This is a genomic window from Neobacillus terrae, from assembly GCF_011393025.1.
GTDB lineage: Bacteria > Bacillota > Bacilli > Bacillales > Cytobacillaceae > Neobacillus_A > Neobacillus_A terrae.
Window position 1 is genome coordinate 57,190 of the sequence record NZ_JAAOEO010000005.1, and the last position, 14,284, is coordinate 71,473.

At 37.1% G+C, this 14,284-nt stretch carries 13 protein-coding genes and 2 pseudogenes; 1 reads left to right on the forward strand and 14 read right to left on the reverse strand.

What is annotated here, in order from left to right; translation table 11 throughout:
• Window positions 1-65: 65 nt before the first annotated feature.
• From G8761_RS08645 to G8761_RS08695, 11 genes and pseudogenes are all read right to left on the reverse strand, one after another.
• Window positions 66-1,400: a PTS ascorbate transporter subunit IIC gene (locus G8761_RS08645; protein WP_166025645.1), complete on the reverse strand. Its 1,335-nt coding sequence runs from the start codon at window positions 1,398-1,400 to the stop codon at window positions 66-68.
• Window positions 1,401-1,426: 26 nt separating this feature from the next.
• On the reverse strand, window positions 1,427-1,699 hold the full coding sequence (locus tag G8761_RS08650) for a PTS sugar transporter subunit IIB (RefSeq protein ID WP_166025647.1): 273 nt from the start codon (window positions 1,697-1,699) through the stop codon (window positions 1,427-1,429).
• A gap of 17 nt (window positions 1,700-1,716) precedes the next feature.
• Window positions 1,717-2,166: a PTS sugar transporter subunit IIA gene (locus G8761_RS08655; RefSeq protein ID WP_166025649.1), complete on the reverse strand. Its 450-nt coding sequence runs from the start codon at window positions 2,164-2,166 to the stop codon at window positions 1,717-1,719.
• A gap of 1,206 nt (window positions 2,167-3,372) precedes the next feature.
• A pseudogene (locus G8761_RS08660) lies at window positions 3,373-3,560 on the reverse strand (DnaB-like helicase C-terminal domain-containing protein); the annotation flags it as partial.
• A 147-nt stretch (window positions 3,561-3,707) separates the two neighbouring features.
• A complete protein-coding gene (locus G8761_RS08665) occupies window positions 3,708-4,202 on the reverse strand; it encodes a DUF2179 domain-containing protein (RefSeq protein ID WP_166025651.1) in 495 nt (164 codons plus the stop codon).
• Window positions 4,203-4,231: 29 nt separating this feature from the next.
• Window positions 4,232-5,317: a tartrate dehydrogenase gene (locus tag G8761_RS08670; protein WP_166025653.1), complete on the reverse strand. Its 1,086-nt coding sequence runs from the start codon at window positions 5,315-5,317 to the stop codon at window positions 4,232-4,234.
• Between the two features lie 44 nt (window positions 5,318-5,361).
• Window positions 5,362-6,021, reverse strand: coding sequence for an ABC transporter permease (locus tag G8761_RS08675; RefSeq protein ID WP_166025655.1), 660 nt, complete (start codon window positions 6,019-6,021; stop codon window positions 5,362-5,364).
• Window positions 6,022-6,059: 38 nt separating this feature from the next.
• Entirely contained in the window at window positions 6,060-6,953 is an 894-nt protein-coding gene (locus G8761_RS08680) for an osmoprotectant ABC transporter substrate-binding protein (protein ID WP_166025657.1), read from the reverse strand.
• 22 nt (window positions 6,954-6,975) lie between these two features.
• On the reverse strand, window positions 6,976-7,614 hold the full coding sequence (locus G8761_RS08685) for an ABC transporter permease (RefSeq protein WP_166025659.1): 639 nt from the start codon (window positions 7,612-7,614) through the stop codon (window positions 6,976-6,978).
• Window positions 7,607-8,407: a betaine/proline/choline family ABC transporter ATP-binding protein gene (locus G8761_RS08690; RefSeq protein WP_166025661.1), complete on the reverse strand. Its 801-nt coding sequence runs from the start codon at window positions 8,405-8,407 to the stop codon at window positions 7,607-7,609. The genes G8761_RS08685 and G8761_RS08690 overlap by 8 nt, the downstream gene beginning before the upstream one ends.
• 172 nt (window positions 8,408-8,579) lie before the next feature.
• Complete coding sequence (locus tag G8761_RS08695; protein ID WP_166025664.1) at window positions 8,580-9,677, reverse strand: aromatic ring-hydroxylating oxygenase subunit alpha; 1,098 nt, start codon at window positions 9,675-9,677, stop codon at window positions 8,580-8,582.
• A 252-nt stretch (window positions 9,678-9,929) separates the two neighbouring features.
• Between G8761_RS08695 and G8761_RS08700 the strand changes: the two genes are divergently transcribed.
• Window positions 9,930-11,297, forward strand: a complete 1,368-nt coding sequence (locus G8761_RS08700; protein ID WP_166025666.1) for a sigma-54 interaction domain-containing protein — start codon at window positions 9,930-9,932, stop codon at window positions 11,295-11,297.
• Window positions 11,298-11,326: 29 nt separating this feature from the next.
• Here the strand turns inward: G8761_RS08700 and G8761_RS08705 are convergent, their stop codons facing one another.
• From G8761_RS08705 to G8761_RS08715, 3 genes and pseudogenes are all read right to left on the reverse strand, one after another.
• Window positions 11,327-12,751: an aldehyde dehydrogenase family protein gene (locus G8761_RS08705; RefSeq protein ID WP_166025668.1), complete on the reverse strand. Its 1,425-nt coding sequence runs from the start codon at window positions 12,749-12,751 to the stop codon at window positions 11,327-11,329.
• A gap of 135 nt (window positions 12,752-12,886) precedes the next feature.
• Window positions 12,887-13,276: pseudogene (locus G8761_RS08710) on the reverse strand (DnaB-like helicase C-terminal domain-containing protein); the annotation flags it as partial.
• Between the two features lie 180 nt (window positions 13,277-13,456).
• Window positions 13,457-13,942 carry a hypothetical protein gene (locus G8761_RS08715; RefSeq protein ID WP_166025672.1) on the reverse strand — a complete coding sequence of 162 codons (486 nt, stop codon included), beginning with the start codon at window positions 13,940-13,942 and terminating at the stop codon, window positions 13,457-13,459.
• Between the last annotated feature and the right edge of the window lie 342 nt (window positions 13,943-14,284).

Sequence of the window (14,284 nt, forward strand, 5' to 3'; positions counted from 1 at the left end):
CAGTATAAAAACAAGGTTTATGAAACTCCATAAACCTTGTTTCTTCTATATATAAAACTCCCTAATTAAGCGTTTTTCTTTCTAAGGCTGGCTAATAGCATGATGACAATAATTACGACTGGAAGCAGGTACGCAATCACGGTGCTCCACTGGACCACGTTGCCGAGGATAATTCCGGCTACTCCAAAGTCTGCGTCACCAAAGGTCGTTCCTTCAAACCCGATCGAACCCAGTACTGGAAGCAGCAGAGCTGGCAGGAAGCTGATTAACAAACCATTGGCAATGGATCCCCAGATGGCCCCCTTTCTTCCGCCCGTCGCATTTCCATAAACACCAGCAGCTGCGCCTGTGAAGAAATGTGGAACCAGACCAGGTACAATAACTTTCAGGCCCACAAGAGGCAGTAGGAACATAGAGATAAGTCCTGCGATAAAACTGAAGATGAATCCAATGATGACGGCATTTGGTGCGAAAGGAAATACGGCTGGACAGTCTAGAGCTGGAAGAGCATTTGGAACCACACGGTCCGCAACCCCTTTAAAGGCAGGGACGATTTCTGCAATCAGCATACGCACACCTGCTAATACGATGTAAACCCCGGCAGCAAACGTAATCGCCTGTGTGATGGAGAAGATGATGAAGTTCGATCCACCACTAAGTTTTGTTTCAATGAAGTCCTGTCCTGAAGCAAAAGCAGCAATAAAGAACATAATGGCCATCGTAAGTGATATTGAAACAGAAGTATCTCTCAGGAAGCCAAGTGATTTAGGAACCTTGATATCTTCTGTGGATTTTGATTTATTGCCAACCCACTTACCGATGGTTCCTGATACAAAATAGCCGATGGTGCCAAAGTGGCCTAGTGCGATATCATCGGACCCAGTAATTTGTCTTGTATATGGCTGAAGAAGAGCTGGCATAAGAACCATTAAGATACCAAGAGTCAGGGAACCGGTTACAACTAATGAAACTCCTTTGATTCCGCCAGTTGATAGGATAACTCCTATCATACAGGCCATATATAAGGTATGATGTCCTGTCAGGAAGATGTATTTAAACTTCGTGAACCGGGCTAATAAAATGTTAACGACCATACCGAATAACATAATAAGTGCTGTTTCTTTTGCAAAAGTCTTCTGTGCAAGAGCAACAATCGCCTCATTGTTTGGAATGACTCCTTTTATATGGAAGCCATGCTCGAACATTTTTCCGAAGATATCAAGTGAACCGACCAATACTCCGGCACCTGCACCGAGTATGATAAATCCCATTACGGTTTTTAAGGTCCCTGAGATCGTATCGGCAACACTTTTTCGCTGCAAAATTAATCCTAATAAAGCAAAGATTCCAATCAGGATGGCGGGTGTACCTAAAATATCTTTCATGATGACATTTAACATCGATATCCCTCCGCTTTACTTGCAGATTAGTTGTTTACGATATTTTTTTGTATCGCTTCCTTTATCTCCGGCAGGCTGAACAGATTTTTGAGCGAAATGGTTTTTCTGACTCCGTCCTCCAGCTGCTCCATAATTTCAGGAGAGCCAATATAGTAATCTGCCTTTTCCGCCTTGCCTGTCGTTAAATCCGTATGGGAAACGTCTGCCTCAATCCCCAATTCCTTCAGCACTTTTTTGACATTCAGTTCAATCATGAAGCTGCTGCCTAGTCCCACTCCGCAAACGACTAATATTTTCATTGTCTCCTCCTCCTTTTTCAGCTTGAATACTGATTGATCACCTTCATGATCTGCAAAGTAGAATCTGCTTCCATAATCGACTGGATCGCCTCTTCATTCGACAGCAGCCCGGCTAACTGTGATAAGGTATTCAAGTGTGTCTCTGAATCCGCCGCTGCCAGGACGAAAATTAAATTCGCATCATGCCTGGATTCCTGTGAAAAAGCGACACTTTCCTTTAAGCACAGCAGGCTCATTCCCAGTTCCTTCACCCCTTGCTCCGGCCTGGCATGTGCTAGGGCAATTTTTGGAGCGAGGACGATGTAAGGCCCATAATCCTGAACATTTTCAATCATTGCATCAATATACTCCGGCTGGATGCTGCCTTTTTTTAATAAAGGCACAGCAGCTATTTGTATTGCTTCCTTCCAGTCCCGAACATCTTGCCTGATTTGAATGGTATCCAAAGTTAACAATTGGTTTAGCATCTAACATGCTCCTTCGTTATCTGGTTATCTGAGAGAATATGAGAAAAATAGATGGGAACATTGTCTCGTATGTTTTATTCGTGCAAAAGAACATGCTTTTTCCACCCCCACCTTTCTCTAAAAAAACTAAATTTATGATTCTATTTCGTGTAATTATTATATTTGGGAAAATTTTTATTTAGTCCAAGTGGTCAGAATATTTTTATTTAATGGCGCTTTTAAACAATTTAATTAAGCGATGTTCTATAATGGTTATATATGGGTTTGGGTAGGAAAGTCATAAAAAGGAGGGTTTGAATCTGAGAAAATTTATGCCCATTTTATCTTTATTGACACCAATTATATGGTTTTATATTGTGTTTAGGACGCCGCTTTTTCATCACGCTTCCCATTTATTTGTTTATATGATGATAGGTTTGGGATATATAATATCCATTTTCATCGCTTGGTATAGCCCAAGTGAATTTTGGAGAGTTGTATCACTTGTCATTTTGTCAATCATCCCAGTTGGTTTTATCATAATAGCTATTTTATTTGGAATGTCAGGAGCATAGAAAGACAATCATCACTTACAAAAAGACCGAAATAAAAAGGTATTATTTCTTTCATTAAAATCAACTAATTTTTATACCTGAACCTATTTATAACTCGTTAGGTAGTTGAAGTTCAATAACTGCAGCTGATATTATGGATGTAACAACTAAATAATTAGGAGTGTGATTGCTAAGTGAGTAATGGAGCTTTTATTGCTATTTTTTCAAGTTTTATTGGTGCGTTTGTTTGTATAATGGCAGCTATTAAAATAAGAAAAGACAAAAAGAATCATCCTAAATAGACCTCACTCAATCAAGATTAATTTTTTTGCCGTTTTAAACATTTGAACAAGGTTATAATTTGATTTTTGACACGCTGAAAAAAAGCATTTATTCCACTCGTTTATCCAATGATAAATCCTCTAATTCAAGACCACAGTACCTATAATGATAATTGCCAAGATATTTGGTTACAACTCCCGAAACCCGTCCATCCAATCTTTGCAACGATGGTGGAAGTTATTAACGTGCTTATGCTTTCACTTTTTCCACCGGACCATATAAAGGGTGGTGGTGGTACCTGGATAAGGTTATTGGTGGAACTATAAAAATTGGAATTACTTCTCTTTTTGAGTAGAAAATATGTAAGAGAACCAATTAAGGTTCTCTTTTTTCATCCAAGATTCACAAACTCTCCGTACTCTTTTTTAAATCCAAGCTTTACGGTTCCGATTGGGCCGTTCCACTGTTTGGCAACAATGATTCGATGATATCCTTTTGCTTAGAATCTTTTTGATAATAATCCTCTCTGTAGAGGAAGGTGATGACATCCGCGTCCTGTTCGATCTGACCGCTTTCACGTCAATCAGATAAAAAACAAATCTTATCGTAAAAAAGTAACATTATGAAAATTGCCATTAAAAAAGCTCAGAGCAAGCTCTCAGCTTTTTGAAATATTATTGTTTCCAAAGTCCGATTTTAATGTTTTGTGTGTAACCAATATTAATTCTATTTAACAACATAGCCACCGACATATTCAGTAGGTTCATAAAAAATCATGAAAGCTTCATTATCCAATGATTTTATGATTTTTTTTAAACGATTAAGATCTTTTCTTTTTGCGAGAATAAGATGAACATCATGAGTGCCTAAAGAGCCTTGACCTTTCCAGGTGGTAACTCCAAAACTTTCTTCTCTAAGCTTATTACTTAATTCCGATTCATTTATGGTAATGACCTGCAGAACTACATTACCTAAAGCTAATCTCTTTTCAATTGTCATACCCATGAAAATTCCAATTGCATATGTACTACAATAAATAAATACTCCCATTGGAGAATTTAGATTTTTGAGCACCATTGATAAACCGATTATATACACAAAAATTTCAAGCATTCCAACCAAAACGGTAACATTCCTCTGCCCTTTTACCATAAAGACGCTTCTTAAACAGAATAAAGCTACATAGGAGAGCTGAATGCCGGCAAGCACCAAATAATTCATCGAATTCCCTCATTATCAATTTGAGAATCTTAAAATTTAATAAGCTCTTCACTAAACAGAATTTCTCTTATTTTATCTCCTACTTCAGAAGTTGTGGCAGTGCCGCCAATGTCCGGTGTCAAACACTTTTTTTCAACTAATAATTTTTCGATTGCTTGGAGGACCTTTCTTGCCCAATTTTCATAGCCAAGAAACTCCAGCATTTGGCTCACAGACCAAATGGCTGCCATAGGGTTTGCGATTCCTTTTCCAGCTATATCTGGAGCTGATCCATGAATGGGCTCAAACATAGATGGAAATTCGCGTTCAGGATTAATATTTGCACCGGCTGCAAGACCTAAACCACCAGCAAGTGCAGCACCCAGGTCTGTTAGAATATCGCCAAATAAATTCGAAGTAACAACTACCTCGAAACGTTCTGGCTGCATAACCATAAACATGGCAGCCGCATCAACTAAATAAGAATGTGTCGGAACATCTGGATACTCAAGCGCTATTTCCTCAAAGACCTGATCCCAGAAAACCATTGAATATTGCAGTGCATTCCCTTTACTTATACTAGTAAGGCTTTTTCCTAATTTTCTTGCTGTTTCAAAAGCATATCGTATAACTCTTTCAGTGCCCTTCCTTGAAAATACACCTGTTTGTAGAACAACCTCGTTTTCCTTCCCCTTATATAACCAATCACCTGCTCCGGCGTATTCACCCTCTGTATTCTCACGGATAAACAGCATTTGCACTTTATCTGTGGTTACTTCTTTCAACGGGCAAGGTGCTCCATTTAATAAATAGATAGGCCGAACATTAATGTATTGGTTAAATTGCTTTCTTATGACTAATAAAAGCTCTGTTAATGAAATATGATCAGGAACTCCTGGAAAGCCTACTGCTCCCAAATAAATAGCATCAAATTCCTTTAGGATCTCCATACCATCTGCTGCCATCATCCTTTGTTTTTCCAGATAATACTGACAGCCCCAATCGAAGTACTGATAATCAACCTTAAAGGAACCATCTAATTCTGCGACTGCGTTAAGTATTTTTATTCCCTCTGTTATTACTTCTGGACCAATTCCATCTCCAGCAATTACTGCAACTTTGAAGGTTTTAGTCATGTTTTCCCCTCCCTTTCATAGAAAAATGTTACAAGCTGACTTTTTTATTCTTGTGGTTTTGTTTTATGAAGATGAATACCGGACTTCTTCTCTACAAATCGAAGAAAGAAGTCGACTGAAATAGCCAGCAAAGCAGCTGGTATTGACCCGGAAAGTATTTTAACATCATCTGTAGACATTATTCCGCGATAGATCCAATCACCCAATCCACCGGCTCCTACAAATGTAGCAATGGTAGCTACACCAATGGCAATAACAGTTGCAATTCTTATGCCTGCTAATATGATCGGGAAAGCGAGTGGCAGCTTTACTTTAAAATATAGTTGCTGATTCGTCATTCCCATTGCCAGCCCAGCTTCTATAAGGTGTTTGTCTACTCCTTTTAAGCCAATATAGGTATTAGAAATGATCGGCAATAAGGAGTAAAAAAATAAAGCAACGATTGCAGTTGTAGAACCCAGACCAAAGAAAATCATTATTACTAGTAATAAGGCAATTGATGGTATCGTCTGTATCGCATTCACTATGGTCTGTATCAGGATAGCAAGTTTCTCATTTCTTGACATTATTATCGCCAACGGAATTCCTGCCAGGATTGATAATAGGACACCAGAAAAACTCATATAAATATGCTGAAGGGTAAGCTCAAGAATTGTGTCCCAATCTTTTACAAGCAATATAATGGCTTGAATGAAGGTATCCATTTACCACTCGCCTCCTTGAATAGCCTGTATATTTATTCTCACTTTTTAATCAAACCCTTTTGTTCTAAAAATTCTTTTGCTACATCTGCTGGTTCTTTCTTTTCAACATCGGCTTTGAAGTTCAGCTCTGTCATTGTCTTGGAATCAATTAACCCTCCAAGTTTCGCAATTATTCCTTTTAATTCAGGGTGTTTTTTAAGCAAATCATCATTAACAACCGCAGCACATTGATATGACGGGAAGAACCTTTTATCATCTGTTAATGTCTTTAAGTTATAATCCTTTAATCTTGGGTCAGTAGAGTAGGCTAAAACAACATCTACATCCTTGTTTTTAACTGCCTTATATACCAAGCCTATCTCCATTGGAGAAGTTTTACCAAATTTAAACCCATAAGTTTTTTGAAATGCAGGGTAACCATCTTGAACGCGCTCCAACCAGCCATTGTCTGTACCAAGACTTAGTTTTTCAGCGTGAGGAGCAACATCGGAGACCTTTTCTAATTTTAATTTATCCGCAACGTCTTGCCTGACTGTAAATGCATATGTGTTTTCAAAGCCAAATGGCGGCAGCCACGTTTGTTTAAACTTTTTTTCAAATTGTTTAGATACAAGGTCAAAGGATTCTTTTGGGTCTGTTGGAAAAGAAGTCATGCCCAGTGAACCGCTAAGATCAGTACCTACATAACGGATAGAAACCTGAATATCACCATTTTTTTGGGCTTTATGGACAACAGGAGTAGAACCTAGTCCTTCAACAATTTTTGCTTTTAAATCTGTTTTATCTTCAATTAACAATTTAACCATGTTTGATAGAATAAGCTGTTCTGACCATGACTGTGATCCAATGTTTACAGTATCATCTTTACCGCAACCCGCTAACATTGTAAAAATTAATAATACTAGCATTAAACAGCCCATTAATTTTTTCATCTATATCCCCCTAAAAATATTTTTATTTTCGCAGACCCTTTGGAGTAGCAAAGAATTGTAATTTTCTAGTTAAAAACTCTGTAAGCGTTGCCAAAAGTACCGCTCCTAGGGCTCCGGCAATAATCATATTATTATTCGACGTAGCTAACCCTGTAAAAACTAAATACCCAAGGCCTCCGCCACCAATGAGAGATGCGAGCGTGGCCCAGCTAATCGTGTAAATGGTTGCTGTTCGGAAACCACTCATAATGACAGATACTGCCATTGGTATTTCAACTTTCATTAAAATTTGCAATTCCGTCATTCCCATCCCTTTTGCAGCATTTGTTAACGCCGGATCCACATCCTTAATTCCCGTGTAGGTATTTTGTAACATTGGCAGCAGGGAATACAAAAAAAGTGCACTAATCGCTGGAGTCACTCCAATCCCTAGCAATGGAATCATGAAGCCTAAGAGAGCTAAGCTTGGAATAGTTTGAATGATATTAACAAAACCTAAAATGTATTTACTCAGCTTTTCAAATTTTGTTAGTATAATTCCTAACGGTATGGCAACGATAAAACCCGCGCCTACCGAAATGAAAGATATATAGACATGCTGCCATATAATTTGGAGGATTTCGCTGTGCCGGCTGCTTATAAACTGTAAAAGGTCATTCATTGCCAGCTACCTCAGAAGGAATTTCAATATCTCTATCTCTATATCCCTTCAATACTTTCAAATTCTGCTGTAGTCTCTTCGAACCAATAAACTCAATTACAAATTCATTCGCAGGGTGAGCGAGCAGGTTTTCCGGAGTATCCAGCTGAACAATTTCTCCATCTCGCAATAAGCAAATACGATCAGCAATCTTTAGTGCCTCATCCATATCATGTGTTACAAACACAATGGTTTTTTTAATCGTTTTTTGAAGCTTTACTAATTCATCCTGCAATTGTTCCCGACTAATTGGGTCCAGTGCACTAAATGGCTCATCCATTAGAATAATAGAAGGATTTGCAGCCATGGCACGGATAACCCCGACACGCTGCTGCTGTCCCCCACTTAATTCTGACGGATATCGTTTTTTAAATTCTTCTGGTTTTAAGCCAACCATTGTTAACAGCTCATCCACACGTTTTTCGAATTCTGCTGCCTTCATCTTCTTTAATTTAGGAACTAACGCAACATTCTGAGCGATCGTCATATGAGGAAATAATCCAATTTGTTGAATAACGTAACCAATGTCTCTTCTGAGTTGAACCGGATTCTTTTCAGTAATGTCCCGGTCATCAATCATAATCCGACCGCTTGAAGGATCTATTAACCTATTTATCATTTTCATTGTAGTAGTTTTTCCACACCCACTCGGACCAATTAAAACAAACAGCTCTCCTTCATTAATTGTAAAATTTAGACCCTTTATGATCTCTTTTTTGTTATATGCTTTTTTTACGTCTCGAAATGTAATCAAAAATCTCCCTCCTTAAATTCAAATAAGTATTACACTTGTTGGATAAAATAATGAATTTCGAAATTAGAACCCTTTCCTAACAGTAAAATGATTGAAGATTTTAAAAATCATCAATACACTATCTATTAATTCAAATGTGTTACCAACCTAGTCAATCTGTACGAAACCTTTTTTAACTTTTTACTGGTAAAGCCTCTTTTTCTAAATTGAGTGATTCTCTGATAAGATTGTGGAAGTAGAGAACTCCATGCTCTGAAGGTGAAAGAATCCCCTGTGAAAAAGCCTTTGAACGAAATCCTATTTGTTCTCTTTCAACAAGTTCTAGATCTTCGATTCTTACTTGCTCTGCAAATTCCAGCAGGGTTTGTTGTTCTGGAGTAGGCTCTCCACCTTTAAAATATACCTGATATGTCCCTTTAGTAGTTTCATGGTCTATCGGCGACATTTTAATTATAGAAATGTTTCCTGGCCCTGGATAAACTGTAATCATTGTATTCGGCCATAACCAGTAAAACCGTCCTTCCTGGACTTCTGCGGTATCTAAATCCAGCTTCAAACTTTGTTTATTTTGTTTCTCTTTAATTTGAGTTCCCTGAACACTGCAATTAGACTGATTGATAATCTGATATTTGCTTAAGTCAAGGGTAGCTGCAAAGCCTGGATGTGCAATTGGACAATGATCGCATTCTAAATAATTATCAACAAAGGCTTTCCAGTTACACTTAATTTCACGTATTCTCTCATTGAATTGCCTTAACTCACCATGAAAATTAAATTGGCTAAAATCGTCGAAAAAGTCTTTATAAGTTTCATAAAGAGATGGAGCATTCGGGTCTAAGTTAACGAATACAAGAGAACCCTCTACTTCGCATCTTACCGTTTTTAAGGATATATCACTTGAACAAAAACACGGATTGTCTTTAAAATTTGGAGCTCTATGCAGCTTGCCATCCAGATGAAACGTCCATCCATGGTAAGAACATTGAAGAATTTTTTTATTGCCTGCTTCATTGTTTTCTAATCTAGTTGCGCGGTGTGGACAAACATTATAAAATGCACGAATTAAATTATCTTCTCCCCTGACCACTACAATTGGCTCGCCAGCAACGTCACATGTAATAAAATCTCCAGGATTTTTAATATCATTTTCGTGTCCTATAATTTGCCAAGTCCTTTCAAAAATTAATTCATTTTCGGCCGCTAGAATGTCTGGATCCACATACAAAGAATATGGAATGGTTGAGAAAATAAAATTTTTATCATTAGTCATGGTTTTTTCCCCTTTCGAATTAAAAAAGTGTGGCTTATCTTAAATATTGCAAGAATCGTGCCAACACTTTTCCCCTATCAATATAGGGAAAAAGTATGGGATTTTCATTTTTAATCCAAGAACACCGAGTTGAATGGAACTCATTGAGTTGAATTAAACTCAAATAAGCCATTTTACCGAAATTTTTATTACAATATTTTAAATTGTCTGATAAAATTGAGTCTATACCAACTCATTTCGGGGGAATTTAAGTTGATTAGTAATATTCAAATCACAAAAGAGATATTAGAAAAGATATTGGAGAATTCTTCGGATGAGATTTTTGTATTAGACAAAAACTTACGGGTAGTGTATGTTAACAAGCAATGTGAGCGTCACTACGGACTTACACAGGAAGATGTGTTAGGAAGAAAAAATAGTGATTTTGTAGATAGAGGATTGTGGAAACCTTCTATAGTTCCTTTGGTTCTTCAGGATAAAAAACCTGTTACTATTAAACAGGTAACCTACTTAGGCAATGAATTACTAACGACAGCAGTACCCATTTATAATGAAATTCATGAAATCGACCTGATTGTAATAACCTCTCGCGAACTCCTGGACTATAAGATGGTGAAGCAGAAACCCAAGATAAAAAAGGTTTTAGAAGAAGAAGGACAAAAGAATATCATCACTACTAGCAGTAAGCTGAAAGATGTTTTTGAATTGGCTGAAAAAGTAGCTCTTGTCGATTCAACAGTACTAATACGGGGAGAATCTGGAACAGGAAAAGGGGTGATTGCAGACTTTATACATCAAAAGAGCCACAGAAAGAACAAAACCATGTTAACAATCAATTGCGCTGCAATTCCTGATGATTTAATTGAATCCGAACTGTTTGGATATGCCCAAGGCGCTTTTACTGGTGCGAGTAAGGGTGGGAAAAAAGGGCTTTTGGAAGCTGCTAATAATGGAACCGTTTTTTTAGATGAAATCGGTGAAGTATCCCTTAAAGTTCAAGCTAAGCTCCTTCAGGTTATTCAAAACAAAGAATTTATTCCAGTTGGAGGAAATGAAGTAAAAAAAGTAAATGTCCGCATTGTTGCAGCTACAAACCAAAATTTAGAAGAATTTGTGAAACAAAAAAAATTCAGAGAAGACTTGTATTATCGTTTGAACGTAATAGAGTTATATATGCCCCCTTTACGCGAAGTACCTGAGGATATAATTCCATTAACCTCCTATTTTTTAGGTGTCTTTAATGAGAGGTACAATAAAGCTGTGAAAATTACCAAGGAAACCTTAAAATTGTTTTTTAATTATTCCTGGCCAGGGAATGTCCGACAGCTACAAAATTTAATAGAACGTTTAGTTGTGATTACCGATTCCGATATTACAATAAAGGACATACCTGAACTGATCCGCAGCAAAATTCCCATTGATCTTCCTTTATTTGATTCCTTAGAACAGGCTTTGGAGAATACTGAAAAAAGAATGGTGTTAGAAGCGTACGAACGATATAAAAGTACCAGAAGTGTAGCAAAAGCACTGAATATTAGCCAAACTAAAGCGTCCAAACTGATTAGAAAACACAAGAAAAATACGGAATACCGAAATGAAAAGCCTCAATTAAACAATTGAGGCCCTTCACAGATAAGGATTTGTTTTTTTTATAAATTTCTATTAAATATTGTTAGTTTCATTTCGGTCATTTCTTCCACCGCATATTTTAAACCTTCTCTTCCTGATCCACTTTCTTTCACACCACCATACGGCATATGATCTACTCGATATGTTGGAATATCATTAATTAAAACAGCACCAACATGAAGCCTTTCAGATGCATCTAAAGCAGTATGAACATTTTCTGTATAAATGCCCGCCTGTAAACCAAATCGTGAATCGTTAACACAATCAATGGCTTCTTCGACAGTTTTTACTTTATTAATGAGGACGATTGGTGCGAAAACCTCTTGACAGGAAACCTTAAAGTCGGGTTTACTATTTAAAATAACGGTAGGATGTAAAATATTTCCCTCAGCTGCACCTCCTGCTGCTACTGTTGCTCCAAGTTCTTTTGCTTCATTAATCCATGTTATTGTCCGTTCTACATCGTTAGGGGAAATTAAAGCTGATACTTGAGTTTCTGGATCAAGAGGGTTTCCCAGCTTCAACAATTCAGTCGCTTCAACAAACTTTTTTACAAGTTCCTCATATACTTCTTCATGCGCATAAATTCGTTGCAGAGAAATACATACTTGGCCTTGATTCGAAAACGCCCCTTCTACACAACGATCAATTATTTTATCTATCTTTACTCCTTTATCAATTATTACTGCTGCATTAGAGCCAAGTTCAAGAGTAACTCTCTTTAATCCAGCTTTATTCCGAATTCCCATTCCAACCTCTGGTGAACCAGTAAAAGTAACCATATCTACTCTTTCATCTGTTACAATCGTCTCTCCTACAACCCTTCCTCCCCCTGTTACAACATTCAGGGCTCCTGCAGGTAGTCCCGCTTCTTGGAATAGCTCTGCAATAAACAGAGCTGATAACGGAGTTTGAGTTGCCGGTTTTAAAACTATCGAATTTCCAGCTGCTATTGCAGGACCAACCTTATGTGCAACCAAATTCATAGGGAAATTAAATGGAGTAATGGCTCCGATTACTCCTAAAGGTTCACGGCTTGTGTACGCTATTCTTTTTTCACCGCCTGGGGCTGCATCCAGAGGAATCGTTTCCCCGTAAATCCTTTTGGCTTCTTCCGCTGCAAACTTATACGTAAGTACAGTTCTGGCAACTTCACCCCTTGAATATTTAATAGGTTTTGAAGCTTCTAATGCAATGATTTCTGCAGCTTCTTCCGCTTTCTCCTCTAATAGGATGGCCACCCTTTCTAATATTGTGGCTCGTTGATGTGCCGGCATTTTAGACATTACATTTTTTGCATTAAAAGCTACTTCGATTGCATGTTTTGTTTCTTCTTCAGTAGCTAACGGTATTTCTGCAATAACTTCTTGAGAATAGGGTGAAAGAAGAGGATTATATCGTTCGGATTCTACCCACTCACCATTAATAAATAATCGCTTTTTCATTTAATTTCCTCACTCTCTTTTCAAAGTAATTAAAGCCAGCAAGCAGCTATATAGAGAATTATGCAAGTTTTATGCCAAATTTCAGTTTCAGCGAAAAGAGTACTAAAAAAATTTTCATCTTTATAAACCTCTTTTTCAGATATTCACAAACTCTCCGTACTCTTTTTTAAATCCAAGCTTTACGGTTCCGATTGGGCCGTTCCACCGTTTGGCAACAATGACTTCGATGATATCCTTTTGCTCAGAATCTTTTTGATAATAATCCTCATAGTAGAGGAAGGCGATGAGGTCGGCATCCTGTTCGATCTGGTCGCTTTCACGCAAGTCTGAAAGAAGAGGCCGGTTGTCCTGACGGTTTTCCACTCCCCTTCTCAGCTGGGAGAGTGCCAGAACGACTACATTCCTTTCCCTGGCCAGATGCTTGAGTCCACGGCTGATCTGACTGATTTCCGCCTGGCGGTTTTTTTGGTATTTTGCCTCCGCTGATATGAGCTGCAGATAATCAATCATGACGATGATCCTCTTGCTGGTGCCATTTTATTACCTCCATTTGACCTTTGAATATTAAGTCTTTTCTTATTTTCATTTTAATCACCCATTACAATATTCCCTACTGGAATTACTAAATTTTAAAAACTATTTCGATTAGGAAATCATTAACTTGGCACAGTTCTATCAAAAAAAAAAACCTTCTTTATTGAAGGTTTATCGAGTCCACTTTTTATTAAAAAACGATTTCTTAGTACGAGTTGGTTCAGTTATATATTGAAAAGCATATAGAATCAAACACCTTATAAAGCTAAAAAATAAGTATTGAAATTTAGTTAAGTTTTCTAAAGAAAATACTTTAAAACCTTTTACAAATTTTAATCCCCCGAAGATAAATAAAATATGAAGACTAACATTTGTAATTAAAAATAACGGGAATTTACCATAAGTCATTTTTAACACCCATAAGCTAGTGGCAAAGTAAGGACCGAAATTCATAAAGTTCATACTATTAAAAGGTCCGAAACCACTATAAAATTTCCACCACTTTTTCTTTTCACCGTAAAAATCTATAGCCTTAGTGAATGTACACATAAATATGGCGGTGGGAAGAAATCTTTTAAATGCTTTCCTACCTAGTAACGGTACAGATAACCAAGGAACAACGAGTAACGCAATTAAAAACAATTTTTGATTTTTCATTTTACCACCTATATAGGATATGTTTAATAAGATTTACACCTATTGTTAACAAGAATGCCTACTTTATACAGCAAACGGATACTATAATTTACTGGAAACTTTATCCTAGCTAAGAAAATAATTATTTGAAGTGATATACTGGAATAAGTCGGGGGTTTATTGCCTTCGGCTTTTTTGCTTATTGGGGATTGAACAAATTTATTTCCGAGAAAAATAATAAACGGAAAAGATAAAGGAACTTATGAAGAAATAGTTAATAAATATCCTGAATACAAAAAGTCTTTTATTGTATCGGATAATCCAATAACAGAATTAATGGTTATTTCTTCACATAGAAAAGGG